Source organism: Cellulosimicrobium sp. So1_17 (genome assembly GCF_055181235.1).
In genome coordinates, this window is record NZ_CM143702.1 from 2,790,808 (window position 1) to 2,814,446 (window position 23,639).

General features: G+C 73.8%; 23 protein-coding genes. 8 read left to right on the forward strand and 15 right to left on the reverse strand.

The window, feature by feature from the left end; all coding sequences use genetic code 11:
• Positions 1–12 precede the first annotated feature (12 nt).
• The 4 genes from ACZCLJ_RS12235 (at position 13) to ACZCLJ_RS12250 (ending at position 2,674) form a co-directional block, all read left to right on the forward strand.
• Positions 13–960: a quinone oxidoreductase family protein gene (locus tag ACZCLJ_RS12235; RefSeq protein WP_463103887.1), complete on the forward strand. Its 948-nt coding sequence runs from the start codon at positions 13–15 to the stop codon at positions 958–960.
• 136 nt (positions 961–1,096) lie between these two features.
• Positions 1,097–1,561 carry a hypothetical protein gene (locus ACZCLJ_RS12240; RefSeq protein WP_463103888.1) on the forward strand — a complete coding sequence of 155 codons (465 nt, stop codon included), beginning with the start codon at positions 1,097–1,099 and terminating at the stop codon, positions 1,559–1,561.
• Between the two features lie 92 nt (positions 1,562–1,653).
• On the forward strand, positions 1,654–2,073 hold the full coding sequence (locus ACZCLJ_RS12245) for an MmcQ/YjbR family DNA-binding protein (protein WP_463103889.1): 420 nt from the start codon (positions 1,654–1,656) through the stop codon (positions 2,071–2,073).
• A gap of 121 nt (positions 2,074–2,194) precedes the next feature.
• Entirely contained in the window at positions 2,195–2,674 is a 480-nt protein-coding gene (locus tag ACZCLJ_RS12250; RefSeq protein WP_463103890.1) for an SRPBCC family protein, read from the forward strand.
• Between the two features lie 152 nt (positions 2,675–2,826).
• Here the strand turns inward: ACZCLJ_RS12250 and ACZCLJ_RS12255 are convergent, their stop codons facing one another.
• Positions 2,827–4,218: a dicarboxylate/amino acid:cation symporter gene (locus ACZCLJ_RS12255; protein ID WP_463106402.1), complete on the reverse strand. Its 1,392-nt coding sequence runs from the start codon at positions 4,216–4,218 to the stop codon at positions 2,827–2,829.
• A gap of 642 nt (positions 4,219–4,860) precedes the next feature.
• On the opposite strand from ACZCLJ_RS12255, the gene ACZCLJ_RS12260 reads away from it, so the two are divergent.
• Positions 4,861–5,160 (forward strand): hypothetical protein, encoded by a 300-nt coding sequence (locus ACZCLJ_RS12260; RefSeq protein WP_463103891.1) that lies wholly within the window; start codon positions 4,861–4,863, stop codon positions 5,158–5,160.
• Positions 5,161–5,224: 64 nt separating this feature from the next.
• Here ACZCLJ_RS12260 and ACZCLJ_RS12265 read toward each other — a convergent pair whose 3' ends face one another.
• From ACZCLJ_RS12265 to ACZCLJ_RS12305, 9 genes are all read right to left on the reverse strand, one after another.
• Positions 5,225–5,947: a helix-turn-helix domain-containing protein gene (locus ACZCLJ_RS12265; protein ID WP_463103892.1), complete on the reverse strand. Its 723-nt coding sequence runs from the start codon at positions 5,945–5,947 to the stop codon at positions 5,225–5,227.
• 44 nt (positions 5,948–5,991) lie between these two features.
• A complete protein-coding gene (locus ACZCLJ_RS12270; RefSeq protein ID WP_463103893.1) occupies positions 5,992–7,587 on the reverse strand; it encodes an alpha/beta hydrolase in 1,596 nt (531 codons plus the stop codon).
• Between the two features lie 146 nt (positions 7,588–7,733).
• Positions 7,734–9,644, reverse strand: coding sequence for a penicillin-binding transpeptidase domain-containing protein (locus tag ACZCLJ_RS12275; RefSeq protein WP_463103894.1), 1,911 nt, complete (start codon positions 9,642–9,644; stop codon positions 7,734–7,736).
• 233 nt (positions 9,645–9,877) lie between these two features.
• On the reverse strand, positions 9,878–10,531 hold the full coding sequence (locus ACZCLJ_RS12280; RefSeq protein ID WP_251151996.1) for a hypothetical protein: 654 nt from the start codon (positions 10,529–10,531) through the stop codon (positions 9,878–9,880).
• The gene (locus tag ACZCLJ_RS12285) at positions 10,528–12,027 is read right to left on the reverse strand and encodes a WXG100 family type VII secretion target (protein WP_463103895.1); all 1,500 of its coding nucleotides are present in this window, start codon (positions 12,025–12,027) and stop codon (positions 10,528–10,530) included. The genes ACZCLJ_RS12280 and ACZCLJ_RS12285 overlap by 4 nt, the downstream gene beginning before the upstream one ends.
• 173 nt (positions 12,028–12,200) lie before the next feature.
• Positions 12,201–13,451: a MalY/PatB family protein gene (locus ACZCLJ_RS12290; RefSeq protein ID WP_463103896.1), complete on the reverse strand. Its 1,251-nt coding sequence runs from the start codon at positions 13,449–13,451 to the stop codon at positions 12,201–12,203.
• A gap of 110 nt (positions 13,452–13,561) precedes the next feature.
• On the reverse strand, positions 13,562–14,413 hold the full coding sequence (locus ACZCLJ_RS12295; RefSeq protein ID WP_251151993.1) for a hypothetical protein: 852 nt from the start codon (positions 14,411–14,413) through the stop codon (positions 13,562–13,564).
• Positions 14,410–16,098 (reverse strand): bifunctional lysylphosphatidylglycerol flippase/synthetase MprF, encoded by a 1,689-nt coding sequence (locus ACZCLJ_RS12300; protein WP_463103897.1) that lies wholly within the window; start codon positions 16,096–16,098, stop codon positions 14,410–14,412. The genes ACZCLJ_RS12295 and ACZCLJ_RS12300 overlap by 4 nt, the downstream gene beginning before the upstream one ends.
• A gap of 95 nt (positions 16,099–16,193) precedes the next feature.
• Positions 16,194–16,940, reverse strand: coding sequence for a DedA family protein (locus ACZCLJ_RS12305; protein ID WP_463103898.1), 747 nt, complete (start codon positions 16,938–16,940; stop codon positions 16,194–16,196).
• Positions 16,941–17,049: 109 nt separating this feature from the next.
• Here ACZCLJ_RS12305 and ACZCLJ_RS12310 point away from each other — a divergent pair, with 109 nt between their 5' ends.
• Positions 17,050–17,481 carry a DUF1905 domain-containing protein gene (locus ACZCLJ_RS12310; RefSeq protein ID WP_463103899.1) on the forward strand — a complete coding sequence of 144 codons (432 nt, stop codon included), beginning with the start codon at positions 17,050–17,052 and terminating at the stop codon, positions 17,479–17,481.
• Positions 17,482–17,494: 13 nt separating this feature from the next.
• Here the strand turns inward: ACZCLJ_RS12310 and ACZCLJ_RS12315 are convergent, their stop codons facing one another.
• Positions 17,495–18,670 carry a serine hydrolase domain-containing protein gene (locus tag ACZCLJ_RS12315; protein WP_251151989.1) on the reverse strand — a complete coding sequence of 392 codons (1,176 nt, stop codon included), beginning with the start codon at positions 18,668–18,670 and terminating at the stop codon, positions 17,495–17,497.
• Between the two features lie 252 nt (positions 18,671–18,922).
• On the opposite strand from ACZCLJ_RS12315, the gene ACZCLJ_RS12320 reads away from it, so the two are divergent.
• Together ACZCLJ_RS12320 and ACZCLJ_RS12325 are read left to right on the forward strand one after the other, a co-directional pair.
• Complete coding sequence (locus ACZCLJ_RS12320; RefSeq protein WP_463103900.1) at positions 18,923–19,357, forward strand: VOC family protein; 435 nt, start codon at positions 18,923–18,925, stop codon at positions 19,355–19,357.
• A gap of 25 nt (positions 19,358–19,382) precedes the next feature.
• On the forward strand, positions 19,383–20,429 hold the full coding sequence (locus tag ACZCLJ_RS12325; RefSeq protein ID WP_463103901.1) for an LLM class flavin-dependent oxidoreductase: 1,047 nt from the start codon (positions 19,383–19,385) through the stop codon (positions 20,427–20,429).
• Between the two features lie 25 nt (positions 20,430–20,454).
• Here ACZCLJ_RS12325 and ACZCLJ_RS12330 read toward each other — a convergent pair whose 3' ends face one another.
• The 4 genes from ACZCLJ_RS12330 to ACZCLJ_RS12345 form a co-directional block, all read right to left on the reverse strand.
• Positions 20,455–22,083, reverse strand: a complete 1,629-nt coding sequence (locus ACZCLJ_RS12330) for a polyamine aminopropyltransferase (RefSeq protein WP_463103902.1) — start codon at positions 22,081–22,083, stop codon at positions 20,455–20,457.
• Positions 22,084–22,085: 2 nt separating this feature from the next.
• On the reverse strand, positions 22,086–22,310 hold the full coding sequence (locus ACZCLJ_RS12335) for a DUF350 domain-containing protein (protein ID WP_251151985.1): 225 nt from the start codon (positions 22,308–22,310) through the stop codon (positions 22,086–22,088).
• 71 nt (positions 22,311–22,381) lie between these two features.
• Positions 22,382–23,143, reverse strand: a complete 762-nt coding sequence (locus tag ACZCLJ_RS12340; protein WP_463103903.1) for a DUF4178 domain-containing protein — start codon at positions 23,141–23,143, stop codon at positions 22,382–22,384.
• Positions 23,140–23,481, reverse strand: a complete 342-nt coding sequence (locus ACZCLJ_RS12345; RefSeq protein ID WP_463103904.1) for an S-adenosylmethionine decarboxylase family protein — start codon at positions 23,479–23,481, stop codon at positions 23,140–23,142. Before ACZCLJ_RS12345 ends, ACZCLJ_RS12340 begins: the two co-directional genes overlap by 4 nt.
• Positions 23,482–23,639 lie beyond the last annotated feature (158 nt).

Consider the following 23,639-nt stretch of genomic DNA (forward strand, 5'->3'; position numbering starts at 1 on the left):
AGGGGAGGACCCATGAGCACGACGTCGACCGTCGTCCGCTTCGACACCTTCGGCGGTCCCGAGGTGCTGCGCGTCGCCGACGAGGAGGTCGCCGAGCCCGGGCCGGGACAGATCCGCGTGGCGAACCGCGTCGTCGGTGTGAACCCGGCCGACGTCAAGCGGCTCGCCGGAGCGTTCGGCGGACGGGTCCCGGGCGTGCTCGGCTTCGAGGCCGCGGGCGTGGTGGACGCGGTCGGGACGGACGTCGAGGGCTTCGCGCCCGGCGACGAGGTCGTGTGGCACGGGACCGGCGCGCAGCGCGCGCTCTCCGTCGTGCGGGCCGACCACGTGCGGCGGCGACCGTCGTCGGTCCCCGCGGAGCAGGCCGCGGTCCTGCCGGTCGCGGCGGCGACGGCGTTCTCCGCGCTCGTCCAGGCCGACGTCGGCGAGGGGGACGTCCTGCTCCTCCACGGCGCGAGCGGCGGCGTCGGCTCCGCCGCGGTGCAGGTCGCGCTCGCGCTGGGTGCGCGGGTCGTCGGCACCGCCTCGCCCGCGAACCACGACTACCTGCGCGGGCTCGGCGCGACACCCGTCGCCTACGGGCCCGGCCTCGTGGACGCGGTCCGCGCGCTCGAGGACGGGCTGGCCGCGGTGAGCGTCGTCGTCGACCTCGTCGGCACCCCGGAGACCGTCGCCGCCACGGTCGAGCTGCTGGGCGAGGACCTCGCCCTGGCCGACCCCGACGAGCCGCCGCTGGCCGTCACGATCGTCGGGTCGGAGGTGTCGCGCGCTGCGGGGATCGTCGACAAGGTCGACGCCCGAGGGGCGCTCGACGAGGTGCTCGCGCTGGCGGAGGACGGGCGGCTGCACGTCGAGATCTCCCACCGGTTCCCGCTCTCCGAGGCCGCGGAGGCGCTGCGCCTCGTCGCGGACGGGCACGCGCGGGGCAAGGTCGTGCTCGAGGTGCCCGACGTCGACTGAGACCGAGACGGGCGTCCACATCCTGTGACGCTGCGCACAAGCGCGCGGCAGCACCCGCAGGATCCCGGCGATCTGCCCGCCCGGGCCGCAGCAATCTTCTTGCACCGCGACCTCCCGCCGGTGTCCAATCCTTAGCATGCGTAAGTACCTGGCCGCTACCGCGGCGCTCTCCTGTGCCCTCCTCCTGGCGTCCTGTGCGTCGACGACCGACCCGTCGAGCGACGACGCCACCGCCCCCACCGACGAGACCACGACGGCCCAGTCCGAGGTCCCCGAGCCCACGGTCATCGAGATCGTCCAGTCCTGCGCCGGGTTCTACGACGGCGCCGAGAACTCGCTCGCCACGCGCGTCGACGCGACCCTCGCGCTGACGACCGAGCCCGTCACCGACGAGAGCGGGGTCGAGATCACGACCACGCGCGACAAGATCGCCTCCGTCCAGCGCTTCGCCGACGTGGAGCTCCAGGAGAACCTCAACGGCATCAAGGCCCCGTTCGAGGCCGCCCTCACGGGCGCCACGGTCGAGACCGACGGCGTGCAGCCGGCGCTCGACGGCCTCCGCGAGCAGTGCACCGAGGCCGGGTACGCCTTCGCGTCCTGATCCCCTGCGCCGCGGTCGAACGCCCCGCCCTGGACACCGTCCGGGGGCGGGGCGTTCGCGCGTCCGTGGGTGGCGGGTGCTTGCCTGGCACCATGGCGTCCACCGTGCCCGACGACGAGCCGCACCTCTCCCGCCTGCGCACCCTGTGCCTCGCCTTCCCCGACGCGCACGAGATCGTCACCCACGGTCGCACGGCCTTCCGTGCCCGGGTCCTGTTCGCCGTCCACGGCGGCATGACGAAGCGTTCTACCGACGTCCCGGTGCGGCAGCACCCCCGGTCGGTCCTCGTGCAGGTCCCGGTCGCCGACCGCACCGCGCTCGAGCAGGACCCGCGGTTCTTCGTCCCGGCCTACTACGGCGCCGCGGGATGGCTCGGCCTCGACCTCGACGCGGCGCCGGTCGACTGGCAGGAGGTCGCGGAGCTCGTCGACGCGTCGTACCGCGAGGTCTCCGGGGCCCGGCTCGTCGCCCGGCTCGACGCGGAGGGGAGCCCGGCCGACCGGGACGCCTGAGCCCGCGGGCCGGTCGGTGCACGCGGGACGTCGGAGCGCACGGGTCGTCGTTGCGCGCGGGTCATCGGAGCGCGCGGGTCCGTCGCTGCGCGAGGGCCGCCGTCGTGCCACGATCGGGCGCATGCCCGTCGTCGAGTCCTCGCTCGTGGTCCCCGTCGACCCCGCGACCGCGTTCGCCGTCTCGCAGACGACCGGCGACGTCCGGCTGCGCTGGGACCCGTTCATCCGCAACCAGCGCTTCCTCGACGGCGCGACCGCTCCCGCCAAGGGTGTCCGGACGCTCACGCGCCACCGCACCGGGCTGACGATGGTCAGCGAGTACGTGTCGTACAACCCGCCGACGAACGTCGGCATGCGCATGGTCCGCGGGTCGTGGTTCTTCGAGAACCTGGCCGGGGGCTGGCGGTTCGCCCCCGACCCGGCGGGCGGCACGCGAGCGACGTGGCGCTACAGCTTCCGGTGCCGCCCCCGCTGGTTCGCGCCGCTCGCGGAGCGGGTCGGGTCGTGGGTGCTCGGCCGCGACATCGACCACCGCATCGCCGGGTTCGCGCGCGGCTGCACGGACCCGGTCGTGCTCGCGGCGGTGCACGAGACGGGCTGAGCGGCAGCCGCGGAGGACGAGGGCGGTGCAGGGGCGGCCGTGCCGGGTCGTGGCGGGTCTGGCGGGAGCGGCCGAGGAACGAGGCCGCGGATGGTAGACCCGCCACGGCCGCCCCGGAACCGCGCTCGTCCGGGGTGACCGCGTCGTCGGCGTCAGCGGGCGCCGGCCGCCACGGGCTCCTTGTCGGTCGCGGCGCCCGACGGCGCCCCCTCCACCGCGGGCGTCTCGCCCTCGACCGGGGCGTCGTCGTCCGCGAAGAGGTCCTCCGCCGACGCGGACTCGTACTGCTCGACGTCGAGGATGCCCTCGCGCTTGGCGACGATCGTCGGCACGAGCGCCTGGCCCGCGACGTTGACGGCCGTGCGGCCCATGTCGAGGATCGGGTCGATCGCGAGCAGCAGGCCCACGCCCGCGAGCGGCAGGCCCAGCGTCGAGAGCGTCAGCGTGAGCATGACGACGGCGCCGGTGAGCCCCGCGGTCGCGGCGGAGCCGACGACGGACACGAACGCGATGAGCAGGTAGTCGGTGATCGACAGGTCGACGTCGAAGATCTGTGCGACGAAGATCGCCGAGATCGCGGGGTAGATCGAGGCGCAGCCGTCCATCTTCGTGGTCGCGGCGAGCGGCACGGCGAACGACGCGTACTCGCTCGGCACGCCGAGGTTGCGCTCGGTGACGCGCTGCGTCACGGGCAGCGTGCCGATCGACGAGCGCGACACGAACGCGAGCTGGATCGCGGGCCACGCGCCCTTGAAGTAGCTCGTGACCTTCAGGCCGTTGGTGCGCAGCAGCACCGGGTACACGACGAACAGCACGACCGCGAGGCCGACGTAGATCGCCGCGGCGAACCAGGCGAGCGAGCTCAGCGACGTCCAGCCGTAGGTGGCGATCGCGTTCCCGATGAGGCCCAGCGTGCCCAGCGGCGCGAGGCGGATGATCCACCACAGCACCTTCTGGACGATCGCCAGGGCGGAGCGGTTGAACGCGAGGAACGGGTCGGCCTTGGAGCCGGTCTTCAGCGCCGCGATGCCGATGACGAGCGCGACGACGAGGATCTGCAGCACGTTGAAGTTGATCGACGTGCTCGCGGTCACGGCGCCGTCGGCCGCGGTCTCGACCTGCGTGCCGGCGCCGAGGCCCAGCACGTTGCCCGGGATCAGGCCCGTGAGGAAGTCGAGCCACGTGCCGGCCTTCCCCGGCTCGGCGGCGTCGTCGAGCGACACGGACGCGTGGTTGCCGGGCTGGAAGATCAGCCCGAGCCCGATGCCGACCGCGACGGAGATCGCGGCGGTGATCGCGAACCACAGGAGCGTCTGGCCGGCGAGGCGCGCGGCGTTCGTGACGGTCCGCAGGTTGGCGATCGACGCGACGATCGCGGTGAAGATCAGCGGCGGGACGATCGCCTTGAGCAGCGTGACGAACGAGCTGCCGATCGTCGCGAGCGTCGTCGTGAGTCCGTTGGGGACCTCGCCGTCGGCGTCCTGCGGGCCCATCGCGAGGGCGATGCCGCCGAGCGCGATGCCCAGCGCGAGGCCGATGAGGATCTGGGTGCTGAACGACGGGAAGCGGCGCGTGCGCTTCGCGGGGGCCGGGGTCGCGGGCGGGGCCGACGCGGCGACGTCGTCGCGGCCGGGGGAAGCCTGCTCTGCGGGCTTCGAGGGGGTCGAGGACACGGAGGGACCTTTCGGTGCTCGGGTGGCACGGACGCACGACGCGACCGCACCCGGGAGAGGGGGCGGGGGTCGTCGTCGCGAGGCGGTCCCGTGTCAGGACGAGGGATCACCCGGATGGCCGGGGGTCCTGACACGCGTGCGGGCGCGGCCGGTTGTCAGGGTCAGGCGTCAGCGGGGTGAACCAGGGACCTGACCCGAGGCGCGGCGCAGCATCGGCGCGAGGGCCGGGGAGCGTCAGCGACGACGACGGGTCAGCGACACAGAGCGCTGGCGACTCGACGGAGGTCGACGTCGCGGCGCTCGGTGAGGTACCAGGTCGGCACGCTGACGGACACGGAGGTGTCTCCCGAGGTTCGGCGGTAGGCGGTGTTCGCGCTGCGGGCACGATCGTCGCCCGCGGCACCTGATCGTACTCGTCGGTGGGCAACGCCCCGCCGTGCCGTCTCATTCCCAGGGATCGTGTGAACGTGGCCCCGGGGTGCGAGCGAGGTCGCCGCGCCTAGGGTCGAGCCCATGCGCAAGCGGGTGACGGGTGCGGCGGTGGCGGCCACCGGCACGTGGACCGACCCGGACGGCGTGCGGATGCCCGCCGGGGAGGTGCACGCCTGGGAGCGCGGCACGAACTCGACGGTGTGCGGCCTGCAGCTCAGCCGTCAGGGCCTCCTCCGGTTCCCGCACGTCACGTGGGCCGACGCCCAGCCGGCGACCGGCCGGGACGCCGACGCCGTCTCGTCGGTGTGCCGGCGCTGCTCGGCCGGCACGGGGGCGCGACGCGACGACAAGCCCTGGCGCCGCGTCGACCCGCGGCCCTGAGCCGCCGGCCCGTCCTGCGAGCACGTCCACCGGCCGCTGCACGTGGTCCGGCTGACGGTGGTCATCACGTGGGAGGGTCGAGGACGACGAGCATCGCGCGACGCAGGACGTCGCGCTGCGCCCCGTTGTAGAGGTCGGGCAGCACTCGGTGCAGCGCGTCTCGGGCCGCGGTCGCGCTCGTGGACAGGCGCGGCAGCGGATCGCTCAGCCAGGGGTGGTCGGCCAGGTGCCGGTCGAGGAGTGGCACCATCCGCTCGACCAGGTCGCGCCTCGTCGCCTCGCTCGCGTCGGGCAGGAGCGCGGTGAAGTCACGATCGATGTCCGTCGGCTCGACCTCGATCATGCGCCTGATGTCGTCCAGCGCGTCCTGGTCGTAGAACTGCGTGCAGATGGTGACCAGTGCGCGATCGGCGTCGGTCAGCCGCTCCTCGACGGAGCTGAACTCGGGCGGCACGTCGAGCGATGCACGGTCGCGGAGCACGACGGCCAGCTCGGTCCGAGCGCGCTGGAGCCGCTCGATGCTCGCGGCGAGCTCGACGTCGAGCGCCCGGAGGGTGCCGGCGGCGTCTCCCCCGGCTGCCCCGAGCGACCCGATCTCGGCGAGGGGGACACCGAGCTCGCGCAGGCGCCGGATCTGGATGACGCGAGCGAGGTGGCGGGCCCGGTACTGCTTGTACCCGTTGGCTCGTCGCTCCGGCTGCTCCAGAAGACCGACCCGGTGGTAGTGACGGACGGTGTTCACGGTCGTACCGGCCAGCTCGGCGAGCTCGGAGGTGCTCCACGCCATGCTCCTCCTTCGTCGACGGCACCGTTCTCACGGTGGCAGCGGGCTCACATCGTGCAGGTCGTGCCCTCGGCGGGGACGTCCAGGTCGATCAGGTAGGCCGCAGCGACCTCGTCGACGCACGCGTTGTTCCCGAAGGCGACGATGGTGTGTCCCTGGCCTTCCACGGTCAGCAGAGCGCTCCCGAGCGAGTCCGCCAGTCTGATCCCCCCTTCGTGGGGGGTGGTGGGGTCGCCCGTGATGGACACGACGAGGGTGGCCGGGAGCCCGTCGATGTCCTGCCCGTACGGGATCCCCAGAGTGGGTTCTGCCGGCCAGTGCTCGCAGCCGTCGCGTGCTCCCGCGGTCACGTCGACCCCCGGGTCCATGAACGGCGCGCGCTCGTACGTGGCGGTGCGCAGCTCGCCACTCTCTCGAGGGGTCAGCCGGTCCTCGTCCATGCAGTTGATGGCGTAGTTCGCCTCGCTCGTGTTCGGCCACTGCCCGGTCGCGCTGCGCGGGCTGAAGTCGTAGATGAGCTGCATCAGCTCGTCGCCACGGCCCTCGGTGACCTCGGTGATGCCGGCGATGATCCGAGGCCACGCCGCCTGGTTGTAGAGACCGGCGATGACGGCGCCGATCGCGTCGTCGAAGCCCAGCTCGGTCTCCAACGCCGGTACGGGTCGGTCCCGCAGCGGTCGGACGATCTCCTGGAACCTCGCCGTCGCCTGCTGCGGGTCCGTACCGAGCGGGCAGCTCTCCTGCGTCGCGCAGGACGCGGCCATCTCGTCGAACGCGCCCTGGAACCCGGCGTAGGCGTTCACGCGAGACTCGAACGTCCCCTCGCGGGAGTCTCGACCGCCGTCCAGGAGCATCGCCCGCACCCTCTCCGGGAACATCTCTGCGTACACGACACCCAGGCGGGTCCCGTAGCTCTGCCCGAAGTAGGTCAGCTCGTCCTGCCCGAGTGCGGAGCGCAGCACGTCCATGTCACGAGCGGTGTCGCGGGTCCCCATGTGGGTGAGCGCCTTCATCCCGCCCGACCTCTCGGCGCACTTCTCCATGATCGCCCGGGTGTCGTCCTCGGTGAACGCGACGGTCGTGCCCTGCGATCCCAGGGGCACGGTGCCGGCGTCGGCCTCCTCGTCGCTGTAGCAGTCCGCGGCGGGCCGCGTGGCGCCGACGCCACGCGGGTCGAACCCGACCACGTCGAAGGACTCGGTGATCGGGCTCTCCGCGAGCCCCGCGGCAGTGATGATCGCGCCTGTCACCCCTGAACCTCCCGGACCTCCCGGGTTGATCACCATCGGCCCTCTCGACTCGCCTCGTGCCGGTACCCGCAGCACCGCGACGGAAGCCACGTCCCCCTCAGGATCGTCGTAGTCCAGCGGCACCGAGAGGCGGGCGCACTCGGCACCGGCAACCGTCGCCATCAGCTTCTCGTCGTCGTCGGTCCCCGCATGATCGGCACCGCACTCTGTCCACACCAGCTCCTGCTCGTAGAACCGCTCGAGCGCCGCGGTCCCGGACGTGGTGGGCGTGACGTCTGCCGGCGGGGAGCACGCCCCGAGCGGGACGGAGACGGCGAGCACCGCGAGGCCCGCGACGACGCGCGGCGCCCGTCCCCGGCCGCGAAGGCTCGTGCGTGGTCGGACGTCGTCCATGTCGGTTCCTTCCTCACGCCGTCAGATGCTCCGCCAGCACACACCGTGTTCAAGGAACAGGGTCAAGCACCGGCATCCGATCCACCCTCGACGCTCGGGCACAGGACGACCGAGCATCCGACGGCGCGCTCGCGCCGGCCGGACCCTCAGCCCTGGTTCGGGGCGTCGAGGAAGGCCCGCATGAGCGGCCCGGCGGTCGCGGAACCGCCCTCCCCCGTCTCGACGAACACGGCCACGGCGAGGTCTCCCTGGGTCGCGATCATCCACGCGTGCGACTGGTTGCCGTCGCCGTACTGCGCGGTCCCCGTCTTCGCCCCGACCTCCTCGGGCAGGTCGGCGAGCATGTCCGCCGACCCGTCCGTGACGACGGCGCGCATGAGGCTGCGCAGCGTCGCCGCCTCGTCCTCGGTGAGGTCGCCCGACGGCTGCTCGGCCGAGGCGGGCTGGACGTCGGGACGCACGAGGACGGGTGCCACGCGGTGACCTGCTGCGACGCTCGCCGCGACCGTCGCCATGCCGAGCGGCGACGCGAGGATGCGCCCCTGGCCGATCATCGACGCCGCGTGGTCGGTGCCCTCGGCCTCGGCCGGGACGTCGCCCCAGAACGCCGCCGCGCCGAGGTCCGCCTCGACGCCGAGACCGAGCGACGCCGCGGCGTCGTGCAGCGCCTGCTGCGTCACCGTGTCGCGCTGGCCGATCATCGCGGTGTTGCACGAGTTCGCGAACGCCGTGCGCAGCGGCACCTCGCCGAGCGCGTCGGTCGGGTAGCCGGGAACGTTCTGGAACGTGCGGCCGTCGACGGTGATCTCGGGCGGGCAGGACACGACCGAGTCGGGCGTCAGACCGGCGCGGAGCATGGCGAGCGTCGTCGCGACCTTGAACGTCGAGCCCGGCGCGTACTGGCCGGTCGTGGCCGTGGACAGCCCGTCGCCCGCGGTGCCGCTGGCCGCGGCGAGCACCTCGCCCGTGGACGGCTTGATCGCGACGATCGCGCTGGGCGAGGTCTGCCCCGCGAGGACCTGCTCGGCGGCCACCTGCATCTCGGGTCGCAGCGTGGTGCTGAGCGGCACGCCCGCGACCGGCTCGACCGCGAAGGCCTCCGTCGACACCTCGTCCGGCGTGCTCCCGTCGGGGACGACCGTGATCGAGACCCCGGGCGTCCCGCGCAGCTGCTCGTCGTACTGGCGCTGCAGGCCGGACAGGCCGACCGTGTCCCCGGCGACGACCGCGCCGTCGGACTCCTCGACGATCTCGGCCGTCGCCTCGCCGACCCGGCCGAGGATCGGGCGGGCGAACTCGCGCGTCGGCGCGAGCGGCATCTCGTCGTCGATGACGGCGACGCCCTCGATGGCGCGCGCCGCGTCCACGTCGATGCCGGCCGTGTCCTCCGTGCGCACCGTGATCGCCTCGACGAACGCCTTCTCCCCGGCCCCCGCGACGCGCTGCGCGAACTCCTCCGGGTCGATCCCCACGACGCCCGCGAGCGCGCGCGCCGCGCCGTCCCACGCGCCCGCGGCGAGGCGTGTCTTGTCCACGCCGATGCGGTACACCGGGCGGTCCGCGACGATCGGGACGTCGTCGAGACCCAGGATCTGGGCGCGCTCCGCGCGCACGCGGTCGACGGCGAGCCGGTCGCCCTGCGCGAGGTCCGGCACGAGCACGTCGGGCTCCCACGCCGCCTCCCAGCGCCCGGGGCCGTCCACGCCCTCGGCCGGCTCGGCGAACGTCAGGTCGACGTCGGTCGTGTACTCCCAGGCGGCGTCGTCGGTGACGACCCAGCGGTAGGCGAGGGTCGCCGTCGCGCGCTCGTCGGCGTCGGAGCCCTCGTCGTCCACGACGACGCCGTCGACCTCGACCGTGTGCTCGAACGCGGCGACGGGCTCGAGGACGGCCTCGAGGTGCCCCTGCACGTTCTCCGCCCGGCCGTTGGAGAACGCCAGGCCGCTCACGTCGCCCTCGGCGATGCCCGCGGCGAGCGCCGCCGCCGCGTCCTCGGCGGTCGGCCGGTCCTCGGTGCACGCCGCGAGCGGGAGCGCGAGGGCCGGGACGAGCAGCACGGCGGCCACCCTCCGGCGGACCGACCTGGGACGAACGCGTGCGACCGTGCTCACCGGGGCTCCCCTGCTGCGACCTGACGGGACGCGAGGGACGCTACCGCACGGCACCCGCGCGAGGGACATCCCGGTCAGACCGACCCGGATCGTCCGCGGCCTCTCCACAGCGTGTCCCTGCGGGGCGTGCACCGTCGCCGTCCGGCCGCAGCCCTCCGACGGCGCGTCGACCGTCGGCGTCAGTCCTCGCCCTCGGCGGGTGTCACCGGGCTGATCGCGTACCAGAGCCGGATCGACTCGTCGCCGCCCGGGCCGGGCTCGTGGCTGATCTGGACCGACGTCACCACGTCGCCGTTGGAACCGTTGATGCCCGTGCGCGCCCGGACCCCGCCCGACCGCGACTCCACGAGCGAGGCCGGGAGCTCGTCGAGCCAGCGGTCGACCTGCGCGCGCGGGAACCCCAGCACGTCGGCGTCGGCCAGGAGCTGGTCGTGCACGGCCTCGCCGCCGGACAGCGAGCGGAACACGTTGATCGAGCTCACGTACCCGCGCCGCGGCTGGATCGTCAGCTCCTCGGCCGTCGTCGACCACGTCCCGTCGGGGAGGGTCAGCTCGACCTCGGCGCCGCCACCGGGGACGTCGACGATCGCCATCTGCTCCCCCAACCCCACCGACTCGGCGGTGATCGGGCTGCTCACGTCCCAGCGCATCGGTGCGCCCTCCTCGATGTCGTCGATCGTCGTGCCGCTCTCCGTACCGGTGCTGCCCGCGCTGCCCGACGACGTCGACCCGCCCTCGTCGTCCGGGTCGCCGAAGGTCACGGTGCAGGCGCCGACCCCCAGCCCGAGCACCAGGGCGAGGGCGGCCGCGGCGGCCGCGCGGGCGGCTGTCACTGGTCCACGTCCACGTCCCACTCGGTCAGTCTGTCAAGGATCCGACCGATCCGTCCCGGATCCGTGAGCCGGTAGTCGTCGATGCGCTGCGACACGTCCGTCCCGACGATCTGCGCGGCCTGGTCCGGGTACTGCGTGATGAGCTCCTGGTAGGCGGGCAGCGTGTCGTTGGCGATGTAGTCCCAGCGCGTGGCCTGGTCCGCGATGTTGCCGCCGGGCAGGGGCGTCTCGACCGAGATGCTCCCCTGCACGGGGTTGTCGAGCGAGATGCCGGTGAACGGGATGCCGATGTTCTCGGGACCGGGAGTCTCGACGTTCACGGTGAACGGGTCGTGCTGCGCGTACGTGCCGGCGCCCGGGATGGACGGCTCCCCGACGAGCGTCATGAGGTACGTGAACGCCTCGCCCGTGCCGGGGTGGTCGCGCATCGTCTGCCAGTCGTCCGCGATGATCTGGTTCTGCTCGCGCCACAGCAGGGCGGTGTTGCCGTCCGCGAGCGCCTGCGCGTCCCCGCCGCGACCGGCCTCGATGTCCTCCCACGCCTGGTACGCGGCGTCGTCGATGACGCCGGCCTCGAGCAGGCGCTCCATCTCGGGCAGCCCGCCGTTCAGGTAGGCCTCGTGCATGACGGCCTGGTCGACGAAGATCTCGCGCTGCATCGACAGGAACTGGTTCTCGTAGAAGGCGAGCTCGGCGTCCGTCATGCCGGCGACCGCCGCGAGCGCCGCGGGGGTGACGCCGGGCGGCAGGTGCTGCGCGCCGTCCTGCACGCCCTGCGCGAGCTCGCGCATCATGTCGAGGTCGAAGAACCCGGCGGCGAACGAGGGCCCGATCATCGCCGCCATGCCCGCCCACTGCATCCACGGCTGGTCGAGGTACAGCTCGGCGTAGTAGCTGTAGACGGCCTCGATGATCTCCCGGTTGGCGCCCGCACCGGCGGCCGGGTCCCAGTCCGCGAAGTCGAAGCCTGCCTCGGCGGCGGCGGTGCGCGTCCAGTGCGCGACGGCGAGGTCGGCGAACCCGGCCGAGTCCGGGTCGACACCCTGGGAGACCAAGCGCCCGTACAGGGCCGCGACCTGGGCGTCCGTCGCCGAGGCGAGCCAGTCGGCGCGCTCGGCCGCGTCCATCGCGAGGTACTCGGCAGGGCTCGGGGTCGGGACCGTCCCGGGCGCCCCCGGTGCGCCCGGCGGCGTCGGTCCGCCGGGACCGCCAGGCGCTCCACCGTCCGCGGCGCTCGCGGACTCCTGCTGGTCGGCGTCGCGACGCAGCGTCTCGGCCGTCCGGTCGAGGAGAGCGGCGGCGGCGAGCACCGCCGGGGCGAGCGCCGAGGACCAGTCCGAGCGGAAGGTCGAGGCGTCCGGACCGTCCCACCGCGTCGAGGACTCGACCAGCGACGCCACCTGGGCGCGGGCGCCGCGCAGCGTGTCGGCCCCGGAGAGCATGACGTCCGCGAGCGCGCGCAGGGCCGCGACATCGGCGCCCCACGATCCACTCACGACATGCTCCTCGAGGTCGTGCGCGGCGCGGGCGCGCCGACGAGGACGGTGACCCGGGACGCCCGTGAGCACGGGCGGTCGACGGTGAGGCTACGCCGTCGCAGGGTCCGCGGCGATGGGGAGGTCTGCCCATGCGCACGGCGTGCGAGCGCCGCCCCTCGGAGCACGACCGGTCAGCGCGCCAGGGACGCGCCGATCCGCACGACGGCCTCGGTGAGCACGTCGACGTTCGTCGCGAGGTTGAGCCGCACGTGGCCCTCGCCGCCCGGCCCGAAGCGCCGGCCGTCCTCGAGCGCGACGCGCGCCCGGTCGAGGAACCAGGCGCGCGGGTCCGCTGCGGGCGACCGGGCGCCGTCGGGCACGGTGCTGCCACCCGCCGGGCCGGCCAGGTCCCGGCAGTCCAGCCACGCGAGGTAGGTCGCCTCGCCCGGCCGGTACCGCACGCCCGGGAGGTGCTCGGCGAGCAGGTCGGCGAGCAGCCAGGCGTTGCGCTCGACGCCGGCGAGGACGGCGTCGAGCCAGGCGTCGCCGTGGTCGAGCGCCGCGACGTGCGCGAGGACCGCGACGTGGTGCACGCCGTGGCTCGCCTCCTCGGGGATGCGTCGCAGGTCGGCGACCGCGCCCGGGCCGCCGACCGCCGCGGCCGCCTTGATGCCCGGCAGGTTGAACGCCTTGGACGCGGACACGACCGCCACCGCGTCGTCGGACCCGGGGACGGTGAGCAGCGGCGTGTGCGTGGTGGCGGGGTGCCCCGCGAGGCCGGGCCGGGTGATCGGCGCGTGGATCTCGTCCGCGACGACGCGCACCCCGTACCGCGCGGCGAGCGCGAGGGCCGCGGCGAGCTCGTCCGGTGCGTGCGCCGTGCCGGTCGGGTTGTGGGGGTTGCACACGAGCCAGACGGCGCGGCGCCCGGACCCCGGCCCGCCGCCGTGGTCCGCGACGCCGGTCGCCTCCGCGAACGCGCGCTCGAGCGCGTCGAGGTCGAGGCGCAGGTCCGCGCCGAGCGGCGCGGTGACGACGCGACGCCCCTCGTTCCGCACGAAGCCGAAGAAGGGCGGGTAGACCGGCGGGTTCACGACGACGGCGTCGCCCGGCCCGGTGAGGACGCGCAGCACCTCGACGATCGCGACCATGACGTCGGGCAGCGTGCGGGTCGTCGACGGGTCGAACGACCAGCCCCACCGCCGCTCCGCGAACCGTGCGTACGCCTCCCCGTACACCGTGCCGTGGTCGTAGCCCGTGTCGCCGGTGCGCATCGCCGCCGTCACGGCGTCCACGACGGGCTCGCACGGCGCGACGTCCATCTCCGCGACGAACAGCGGCAGGACGTCCGGGTCGAACGCCCGCCACTTCACCGACGTCCGACGGCGCAGCTCGTCGAGGGTGGGGACGTCGAGCGGGGTGCGCAGCGAGGTTCCGGTCATGCGTCCCAGGCTAGGAGGCCCCTCGTCAGATCGGCATCCTCGCCCGAGATCGGCACCTCGACCTCGAGATCGGTCGTCTCTCGAGCCGATCTCACGCCGAGCTGCCGATCTCACGGAGCTGCCGAGCTCGATGGCGGTCCGGCTCCGAGGGGTGCTGCCGTCGGCTCCTCGGCCGCGGCGTTGGCCGGGCTCGTCGCGAGCACGACGCACCCGGCGACGGCGAGCACCGTCGCGACGGCGGCCGGCACCACCCAGCCGTCGCGGACGATGTCGCCCAGCACGAGCAGCCCCACGGCCCCGGGGAGGAGGACCTCCACGACGGAGACCGTCGCCGCGACGGAGCCGACGTTGCCCTTCTCGAGCGCCCGCAGGTAGCCCAGGACGCCTGCCGCGCCCGCGGCGACGATGGCGATCGCGAGCGGCTGCAGGGCGGTGTCGAGGAGGTCGCCCGACGCGTGCGCGCCCCGCGCGGCGATCGCCGCGACGGAGTAGCCGAGCCCGCCGAGCAGGGCGAGCAGGATCGGATGACCGCTGCGGTAGGCGAGCGCGACCCCGGCGACGAGGGCGAGGGACGCCACGATCGCCCAGGTGGTGAAGCCGGCCGGCGGCTCCGCGGCCGGCTGCTCCCCCGCCGAGAGCGCCAGCACGACGAGCGCGACGACGACCGCTCCGATCGAGACGAGGTCCGTGCGCCGCAGCGTCGCGTGCAGCACGACGCGGGCCAGGACCACGACGCCCACCAGCGACGACGCGATGATCGCCTGGACGACGAAGAGCGGCAGGTGGTCCAGCGCCAGGAGAGACAGGAGGAACGCGGCGCCGTCGAGCGCGAGACCGCCGAGGACGAGCGGGTGCCGCACCGCGGCGAGCCCGTGCGCCCGCCGCGTCGCGACGGCCTGCATGATCGTGCTCACCGCGTAGGCGAGCGCGGCACCGACCGCCGCGGCGACGGACCAGATCACGGTGCCGTCCCGACGCCGCGCAGGAACCGCCCGACGACCGGGATCTCCGTGACGCCCTCCGCGCCCGCGAGGACGAGCGCCTGCGCGGCCGTGTACTCCGCCGAGTCCAGCACCACGTACCGCGGCGTCCACCCCGGGTCGAACTTCTCGTTGAACGCGCCCAACGTCGCCATCTGGGTCCCCTTCGACAGGCGTCGCAGGACCGGTCGTGCGAGCTGGTCCACGCGGCCGTCGCGCTCGCCCTCGAGCACCTCGCGCATGACCGCGAAGTTCAGCCCGAGCCCGCGCATCCCGCGCGCCGCGACCTCGGCGATCGTCGCGACGATCGTGGCGTCGATCAGGCCGTTCGGGACGTCCTCCGCATCGGTGCGGCGGCGCATGACGTCGAGCGACCAGCCGTCGATCGCCGCCGCCGGGACCCACTGGCAGAACGCGTCGACGCGTCCGTCGGCGTTCCGGGTCACCGAGAGCACGAGCCCCGCGTCGTCGGGGTCGAACAGGCGCGAGAGCGTCATGGAGAACCCGCGCTCGTCCTCGCCCTGGCGCGACTCGTCGCTCATCGCGAGGATCTGCTCGCGCAGCACCGGGTCGAGGGTCGTGGGGTCGTGGAACGTGGTCGTGTACCCGCCGCGCGCGACGCGGTTGACCGCCTGCCGCAGCGACTTGTGGTCGTGGCCCGCGAGCGTGAACGTCGTGCAGTCGACCGTCGCCTCGTCACCGAGGTAGACGTGGCGCAGGCCGCTGCGCTCGTAGACCGGCAGCCAGTCCTCAGCCGCCGCGACGACCGCGATCGACCAGCCCGACGCCGCCGCGTGGTCGAGGAGCTCGGCCCACGTCGCCTCCCGCTCGGAGACCGGCCCGATCGGGTCCGGGGACACCAGGCAGACGCCGCCGCGCACCGAGTGCGCGACGACGCTGCGCCCGACGAAGAACCAGTCCTTGTCGTCGCGCAAGGCGAAGTAGTCGAGCGTCCCGCCCCCGTACCGCTGGACGACGGCGCGCGCCCGCTCGCGCTCCTCGCGGTGCTCCGCGGGCGCGAGCCGGCGCGCCTCGCGCGGCGAGCCGAGCCACCAGAGCACGAGCACGAGCACGACGAGGTCGACGACGGTCGACACCACGGCCACCGTCGTGACGAGGCTGCTGCTGAGCGCTTCCTCGGGGTCGTCCGCGCGCAGGACCACGACGGCGAGCGCCGCGATCGCGAGGACCCACGCACCCACGAGGAGCACGAGCAGCAGTGCGGCCCGGCGGACCGCGCGGCGGGTCGGGAGCACGGGGAACGAGCGCCACCGCGTCGCGAGCCACACCGCCGCGGCGAGGACCACGACGGACGGGATCACGTCGACCCCGCGCGCCGTGTGCGTCCCCGCCGTGAGCCCGAGCACCACGACCGTGACGAGCCAGGCGAGACGGTGCCCGCGCCGCAGCCCGCGCGCCATGAGCAGCAGCACGACGGAGTCGACGAGGAGCGTCGTCGACGCGGTGCCCGGCAGGAGCCCTGGCACGACGTCGCGGTAGAGCGTCAGGTGCGTCCAGAGGCCGCGGACCAGCACGGCGACGACGCCGAGTATCCCGAGGGCGAGGACGACGCGCGACGCGACGACCCGCACCCGCACACGACGTCGCTGCTCGTCGAGCGGTGAGCTGACGACGGGAGAAGCGGCCGGGGCCGGGGCGGGTTCCACGCACCGATCATCCGGGACCGTGTCCCGCAGCGCACGGCGTCCGGAGCTTTCCACCCGTCGGCGCACGGTGCTCGCCGGGAGGGAGGCCCCGCCCGTCAGCTCGCGGCGTCGTCCTCGGTGTCCGCCGGCGCGGCCCCGCGGCGGGCATGGGCCGGTCGTTCGTCGTCGTGCACCCAGCGCCACACGCGGGTCGAGACGAACCAGACCACGGCGAGCGCGACCACGGCGATGACGATCTTCTGGAAGACGCCGGCGTACTGCTCGACGACGTGCCAGTTCTCGCCGAGCGTGTAGCCCGCGACGACGAAGAGGGTGTTCCAGATCGCGCTGCCCGCGGTCGACAGCGCCGTGAACTTCCACAGGGGCATGCGCTCGACGCCCGCCGGGATGGAGATGAGGCTGCGGAAGATGGGGATGAAGCGGCCGAAGAACACCGTCGCGCCGCCGTGCCGCAGGAAGAACTGCTCGGTGCGGTCGACGTCCTCGACCTTGACGAGGGGCAGGCGCTCCGCGATCCACCGGGTGCGCTCGCGCCCGACGAGCGCACCGACGGCGTAGAGGGCGAGCGCCCCGACGACGGACCCGGCCGTCGTCCACAGGATCGCCTCGACCAGCCCGAAGCTCCCCTGGCTCGCGGTGAAGCCCGCGAGCGGCAGGATGATCTCGCTCGGCAGCGGCGGGAAGAGGTTCTCCAGCGCGATGGCGATCGCCGCGCCGGCCGGCCCGAGCGTCTCCATGAGGTTCACGGCCCACCCGGCGACACCGTCGAGGGCGGGCTCCTCGGCCGCGGTCGCGGCGCTCGGCAGGGCGGCCGGCAAGGCGGCGAGGAGTCCGGGGCGCATGGTCTCCCAGCCTAGGCGAGCCTCCCGAGGACACGGCACCGATGAGTTCGAGAGCCTGTGGAGGTCTCGTGGGCAGGTGGCGAGCCTGACGAGCGAGGAGAGGACCGACATGCGCATCACGACGACGGTGGAGGCGGGCGGCGGCACGACGACGGGGCTGCCGATCCCGGAGGACGTGGCCCTGTCGTTCGGGCAGGGGCGGAGGTTCCCCGTGCGCGTCACGATCGGCGGGCACACCTACCGGAGCTCGCTGACGTTCTACCGCGGCCAGTTCGTCATCTCGCTCAGCGCGGCGAGCCGCGAGGCCGCAGGCGTGAGCGCGGGGGACGAGGTGGAGATCGACGTCGAGGTCGACGACGCCCCGCGCACGGTGGACGTACCGGACGACCTCGCGACCGCGCTCAGGTCCGCCGGGGCGCGTGGTGCGTTCGACGCCCTGTCGTACTCGAGGCAGCGAGCGCTCGTCGAGCCCCTCGACGCGGCGAAGACCCCGGAGACCCGGCAGCGGCGCATCGAGAAGGCGGTCGGGTCGCTCGCCTGATCTCCCGGCCCGCTCAGCCCCGGACGAGCGCGTCGATGAACCGGACGGGCTCCCAGGCCCCGCCCTCGAGGTTGGAGACGACGGCGACCGTCACCCCCGGGCCTCCGGCGGGCGGAAGGTCCCCCGACCCGGTCGGTGCCGGGTCCGGGTAGTGGCGCAGCATCGCGCTCGACCCGGTGTTGATGCCCTCCTTGTACGCCGAGCGCACGCTCCCGTCGGCGAGGAGCTCGAACTCGAGGCCGAACCCGTAGTGCACCTCGGCGGCGCGGTCCCCAGGCGGGAGGTCCGGGCCGGTCTTCTCGTCGGTCTCCTCGGTGTCTCCGTCGTCGTGCTTCACCTGCGGCGTGAGGAAGGCGCGCGTGAGGTCGGGCGGCAGGAGCTCGCCCCCGCGGACGGCCGCGAGGAACCGGGTGAGGTCGCGCGCCGTGACGTGCGCGCCGCCGTCGGGCGAGCCCACGGGCGGGTAGGAGTAGATGTTCTGCCGCCACCCGGTGACGCGCTCGTCGTCGTCGTGCACCGGCTCCCAGCCCTCCGCGACGTCGGGCACGGCCTCGTCCATGCGGAAGAAGCCCGAGTCGGCCATGCCGGCACGCGCGAACACGTGCTCGCGGACGTGGTCGCGGTACGACGACCCCGTGACGTTCTCGAGGGCGAGGCCCGCGAGGACGAAGCCGACGTTGCAGTAGCGGCAGCCCTCGCCGGGCGGGAAGTTCGGCTCCTTGTGGACGAACCCGGGGAGGAAGTCCGCCGTGCGCGTGACGGAGTAGCTCGGGCGGTCGACCCACAGCGCCTCGTACGACTCGCCGGCCTCCTCGTCGGCGTCGTCCGCGATGCCCGACGAGTGGGTGAGCAGGTGCCGGATCGTCACCTCGCGCGGGATCGCCGTGCCGGCGAGGTCGACGTGGTCGTGGACCCGGTCGTCGAGACCGAGGCGGCCCTCGCCGACGAGCTGGAGCACCGCGACGGCGGTGAACAGCTTCGTCACCGACGCGACGTCGAACCGCGTCGTCGTGCGGACCGGGACGCCCCAGCGCCGCGACGCGACCCCGTACGCGCGCTCGAAGACCTCCTCGCCGTCGCGCTCGATCCGCACCACGCCGGAGAACTCGTCCTTCTCCGCCGCGGCGAGCAGGTGGTCGTCCAGCGCGGCAAGGCGCTCGGAGGGGAGGCTGGCGACATCGGTGACCATGTCTCGACAGTAGGCCCGCCGGTGTTCTCGACGCCCGGCTATTTCTCTGGACCCGGCACCGCGGGAAGGCTCCCGCGCCGGCGCGGGTACGTCGACCAGATGACGTGTGCGCTGTCGAGCAGGACATGCGTGAGACGTCGACCACTGCTGGCGACGACGCGACGATGAGTCGGGAGCACGGCACCGGTCCACCACTCGTGGCGCCACCTCACGGCGCGCCGTCCCCGAACCGCACCACGAGAGGACACGACCATGACCGTGCAGCTCAGCCCCTACCTGACCTTCGACGGGAACGCCCGCGAGGCGGTCGACTTCTACGCATCGGTGTTCGGCGTGACGCCCGAGGTCAGCACTTTCGACTCGGTGGGACCCGTCGACGACCCCGAGCAGGCGAAGAAGGTCATGCACTCCCAGCTCGTCGTGGAGGGCGTCGGCACCCTCATGGCGTCCGACACCGCGCCCGGGATGCCGCCGGCGGTCAGCTCGTCGGTCGCGCTCTTCGGCGAGCAGGCGGACAGCGAGCGCCTCCACGCGTGGTTCACCGCGCTGTCCGACGGCGCGCGCGACGTCATGGCGATCGAGACCGCCCCGTGGGGCGACGAGTTCGGCATGCTCACGGACCGGTTCGGCACGGTGTGGATGGTCAACGTCACGGGTGCGGCCCCGGGCGCGGGCGCTCCCGCCTGACCGGTTCGTCCCGTACGGTCACGTCATGCCCGCAGACCTCTCGACCGTCTCGTCGACGCCCGCCCCCGCACGCCGTCCCGCGCTCGGGGTGATGCTCCCCCGCACGCTGCCCGCCGACCGCATCGTGCCGTTCGCCCGGCGCGCGGAGGAGGTCGGGCTCGACGAGGTGTGGGTCGTCGAGGACCTCACCTTCCTGGGCGGGATCGCGCAGGCCGCGACGATCCTCGCGACGACGGAGCGGATCGGCGTCGGGATCGGCATCCTCCCGGCGGCGACGCGCGCGCCGTCGACCGCCGCGATGGAGGCCGCGACGCTCGCCTCGCTGCACCCGGGCCGCCTCCAGCTCGGGCTCGGTCACGGCATGCCGTCGTGGATGCGGCAGATCGGGGTGTGGCCCGCGAGCCCGCTCGCGATGCTCGAGGAGACGACGACGGCGGTGCGTGCGCTGCTGCACGGCGAGACCGTGTCGACCTCCGGGCGCTACGTGCAGGTGGACGACGTCGCGCTGCACGCCCCGCCCGCCGTGGCTCCCCCGGTGCTCCTCGGCGTGCGGGGTCCGCGCTCGCTCGAGGTGTCGGGCCAGGCGGCGGACGGCACGATCCTCGACATGCCGGTCACGCCCGAGTACCTCGCGGGGGTCCGCGCGTCGATCGACGCCGGGCGTGCGGCGGCCGGGGACGCCGTGCCGCCGGAGCACCGGATCGTCGCGTTCGCGCACGGCGTGGTGCACGACGACGCGGCGCTGGCCCGGTCGCTGGCGCGCCCGGGTCTCGCGGTCCTCGCGCTGCCCGACTGGGCCGTCCACGTCGACCCGCTGCCGTTCGCGGACGAGCTGCGCGCGCTGGCCCGCGAGAGCGCGTCGCCCGAGGCGTTCGCCGCGGCGGCACCCGCCGCGTGGGTCGACGCGCTCACCGTGACCGGGACGCCGTCGGACGTGCGCGACCGCCTCGCGCTGCTCGGCGAGCACGGCGTGTCGAGCGTCGTGATGGCGCCCGTGAGCCCCGACCCGCAGCGGCCGGACGACCCGTTCGCGGCGCTCGACGCGCTGGAGGCGGTCACCGCAGGGCGCTGAGCGCTCCGCTCAGCAGTAGCGCTGCTCAGTACCGCCAGGCCCGCATGTCCTGCTGGTAGGTGCGCTGGACGACCGGTGAGAGCAGCGTCGACGGCGGCAGGTCGCGCCGGGGGTTGTCGGCGGGCAGGCGCGTCGTCGCGGCGAGCGACGCGGCGTCGTGGAAGCGGAGCCCGTCGGGAAGCGGCGTGCGGGCGAAGAGCCCAGCGGCGTCGTCGGGCACCTGGCTGGGCACCTGGCCGGGCACCGAGAGGACGAAGCCCCACTCGCCGAACGACGGGACGTTGACGCCCAGCGGCACGACGACGCGGTCGGGTGCGGCTGCCTCGGCCGTCGCCACCACCTGCCAGAACGCGTGCGGCGTGAAGTACGTGGACGTCGCCTGCGTCGCGAACGCGCCGCCCGGGCGCAGGTGCGCGGCGACCATCGCGTAGAACTCCTGCGAGTAGAGCTTCGCGACACGCTCGCCCGACGGGTCGACGAGGTCGACGAGCACCACGTCGAACGACGCGTCCGTCTCGTCGAGCCAGCGGAACGCGTCGGCGTTGACGACGGTGACGCGCTCGTCGTCGAGCGCGTGCTCGTTGAGGTCCGCGAGGAGGCGGTTCTCGCGCGCGAGGTCGGTCACCGCGGGGTCGAGGTCGACGAGCGTGACGTCCCGCACGGACCCGTACCGCAGCACCTCGCGCGCGAGCAGGCCGTCGCCGCCGCCGAGGATCGCGACCGACGCGGGCGCCGCGACCGACGTCATCGCCGCGTGCGCGAGGGTCTCGTGGTACCGGGCCTCGTCGACGGACGAGAACTGGAGCTGGTCGTTCAGGTACAACCGCACGTCACCCCGGTAGTCGGTGACGACGAGCCGCTGGTACGCGCTCGACTCCTGCACGACGACGGGGTCGGTGTACATCCGGGCGCTGATCGACGTCTCGAGCCACGTCGAGGCACCGAACCCTCCGAGCAGCACGGCGAGCGTCACCCACGTCAGCGCCGTCCAGCGCGGCGGGTGGCCCAGACGCGCGAGCATGAACAGCGCGACGGCCACGTTGAGCACCGCGACGGCGAACGCGGTGCGCACGAGGCCGAGGTACGGCAGGAGGAGGAACGGGAACAGCAGCGACGCGGCGAGCGCGCCGAAGTAGTCGAGCGCGAGCACCTTCGACAGCAGCGACACCGACTCGTCGCGCCCGTGCTCCTTGAGGAGCGCGACGAGCAGCGGGATCTCGACCCCGATCGCCGTCCCGATCGCGAGGGACAGCAGCACGAACACCGGCCAGTACAGCTCGGTCTGCGCGTACGCCCAGAACAGCACGAGCACCGACGTGCCGCCGAGCAGGCTGAGCACGAGCTCGTTGCGGACGAAGTTCAGCCCCGCCTCGCGCTGCAGCCGCGGCGCGAGCAGCGAGCCGAGACCCATGCCGAAGAGCGTCAGGCCCGTCGCGACCGAGAACGCGACGACGGAGTCCCCGAACAGGTACGACGCCGCCGTGCCGAGGATCAGCTCGTAGACGATGCCGCCGACGGCGACGAGCAGGGCCGCCGCGAACACCGTCGGACGGTCCATGCGGCGCGTGCGCCCGGTGCGCGGGAGGTCCGCGGAGCCGCCGTCGTCCGCCGGGGCAGGGTCGAGGACGGCCGCCGGTGCGTGCTGGTCGACCATGCTCAGGAGCTGATGGTCCCCGCGATGATGAGGCCGATCGCGATGGCCAGGCCCGCGATCATCACGCCGAACGCGACGTTGTGCTCGTCGACGAGCTCGCGGTGCAGGTTCAGGCGGAAGAGCTTGTTCGCCACGACGATCGTGACCAGGAGCAGGACGATGCCGAGCACCGAGTAGAGGATCGTGGACAGGAAGGCCCACAGGAACGCGAGCGAGGCGACGGACACGGAATCTCCTGGGTGAGGGGTGGACGGTCAGGAAAAGCGGGGCGGCCAGGGCACGACGCCGGTGCGGCGCCTCACTTCCCGACACCCCCGCCGCCGTAGAGCGTGCGGCGGTAGCACGACGTCGAGGAGTCGGTCGCGACCGGGGTCGGGGCCCCGCTCGCGGGCGCGGTCGTCACGACGGACCGTGGCGTGCACGACGCGTCGTCGGCCCGGCTCGCCTGGCACGCGCCGAAGGAGAGGAGCAGCACGAACGCCCCGACCACCGCGGCGACGACTCCGCCCGAGCGCGAGCGCGGCGTGAGACGACGGCCGAACAACCGCGTCTGCTCCGCGACGTCGAGGCGCCGCCCCGCGTAGACGCTCGTCACGGGACCGAGCGGTCCGGTGGTGCGCTCGACCGACACGACGACGCCGTGCCCGGTCAGGTCGGCGTACTCGACCTGCTGGCCGGGCACGAACGGCTCGGCGAAGGTCCCCTCGACGGACCGCACGGTGCCCGTCCCGCGCTCGCGCACCGTGAGACGGTGCGGCCGGCCGTCGAGCCGCAGGTCGAGCTGCCTCCCGCGGTGCAGACCGGACAGGTCGACGACGGGCGGGACCGACTCCGTGGGCCGGTACAGCGTGAGCTCGCGCTCGTCGTGGTCGTACTCGAGCCACACGTCCGAGCCGTCGTGCCCGAGGAGCTGCCACTCCTCCCACGTGAACGTCGTGCCGGCCTCGCGCATCTCGAGCACCGCCGACGCGCGCACCGTCGTGCGCACGGCGTCCCGTCCCGTGCCGGTCGCCACGAGCTCCTCCCCGACCCGGAGCGCGAGGCGCCGCCCTCCGCTCACACGAGGCTCCGCACGGCGACGTCGCCCGCGGCGAACACGTCGCCGAGGAGGGCGCGCACGTCCTCGGCGAACGTCGGGGACGACGGCGCGCGGCACGTCGTCAGGGTCACGTACGCGGCGCCGTGCTCGGGCCACGTGTGCACGGCGAGGTGCGACTCCGCGAGGAGGATCGCGACGCTCGTGCCCTGCGGCTCGAACCGGTGCGCGACCTCGCCGAGGGGCGTCATGCCCGCGATCCGCACGACCGCGTCGAGCGACGCGCGCACCGTCGCCTCGTCGTCGAGCAGGCGCGGGTCGGCTCCCGTCACGTCGAAGACGTGGACGAGGTTGCGGTGCACGGCTCAGCTCCCGAGGACGGCGCGACCGACCCGGGACGAACCGCCCGGACCGGGCCCGCGGCGTCGGGCCGCGCACACCCTAGCGGACCGGCTCGCGGCGTCCGCAGTCCTGTCCACAGGACCGGCCGTGCCGCTCTGTCGCGGGATAGAACCGCAGG

Coding starts and splice junctions, on each gene's coding strand:
- ACZCLJ_RS12235 (WP_463103887.1), top strand. CDS start 13: ATGAGCACGACGTCGACCGTCGTCCGCTTCGACACCTTCGGCGGTCCC.
- ACZCLJ_RS12240 (WP_463103888.1), top strand. CDS start 1,097: ATGCGTAAGTACCTGGCCGCTACCGCGGCGCTCTCCTGTGCCCTCCTC.
- ACZCLJ_RS12245 (WP_463103889.1), top strand. CDS start 1,654: ATGGCGTCCACCGTGCCCGACGACGAGCCGCACCTCTCCCGCCTGCGC.
- ACZCLJ_RS12250 (WP_463103890.1), top strand. CDS start 2,195: ATGCCCGTCGTCGAGTCCTCGCTCGTGGTCCCCGTCGACCCCGCGACC.
- ACZCLJ_RS12260 (WP_463103891.1), top strand. CDS start 4,861: ATGCGCAAGCGGGTGACGGGTGCGGCGGTGGCGGCCACCGGCACGTGG.
- ACZCLJ_RS12265 (WP_463103892.1), bottom strand. CDS start 5,947: ATGGCGTGGAGCACCTCCGAGCTCGCCGAGCTGGCCGGTACGACCGTG.
- ACZCLJ_RS12270 (WP_463103893.1), bottom strand. CDS start 7,587: ATGGACGACGTCCGACCACGCACGAGCCTTCGCGGCCGGGGACGGGCG.
- ACZCLJ_RS12290 (WP_463103896.1), bottom strand. CDS start 13,451: ATGACCGGAACCTCGCTGCGCACCCCGCTCGACGTCCCCACCCTCGAC.
- ACZCLJ_RS12305 (WP_463103898.1), bottom strand. CDS start 16,940: ATGCGCCCCGGACTCCTCGCCGCCTTGCCGGCCGCCCTGCCGAGCGCC.
- ACZCLJ_RS12310 (WP_463103899.1), top strand. CDS start 17,050: ATGCGCATCACGACGACGGTGGAGGCGGGCGGCGGCACGACGACGGGG.
- ACZCLJ_RS12315 (WP_251151989.1), bottom strand. CDS start 18,670: ATGGTCACCGATGTCGCCAGCCTCCCCTCCGAGCGCCTTGCCGCGCTG.
- ACZCLJ_RS12320 (WP_463103900.1), top strand. CDS start 18,923: ATGACCGTGCAGCTCAGCCCCTACCTGACCTTCGACGGGAACGCCCGC.
- ACZCLJ_RS12325 (WP_463103901.1), top strand. CDS start 19,383: ATGCCCGCAGACCTCTCGACCGTCTCGTCGACGCCCGCCCCCGCACGC.
- ACZCLJ_RS12330 (WP_463103902.1), bottom strand. CDS start 22,083: ATGGTCGACCAGCACGCACCGGCGGCCGTCCTCGACCCTGCCCCGGCG.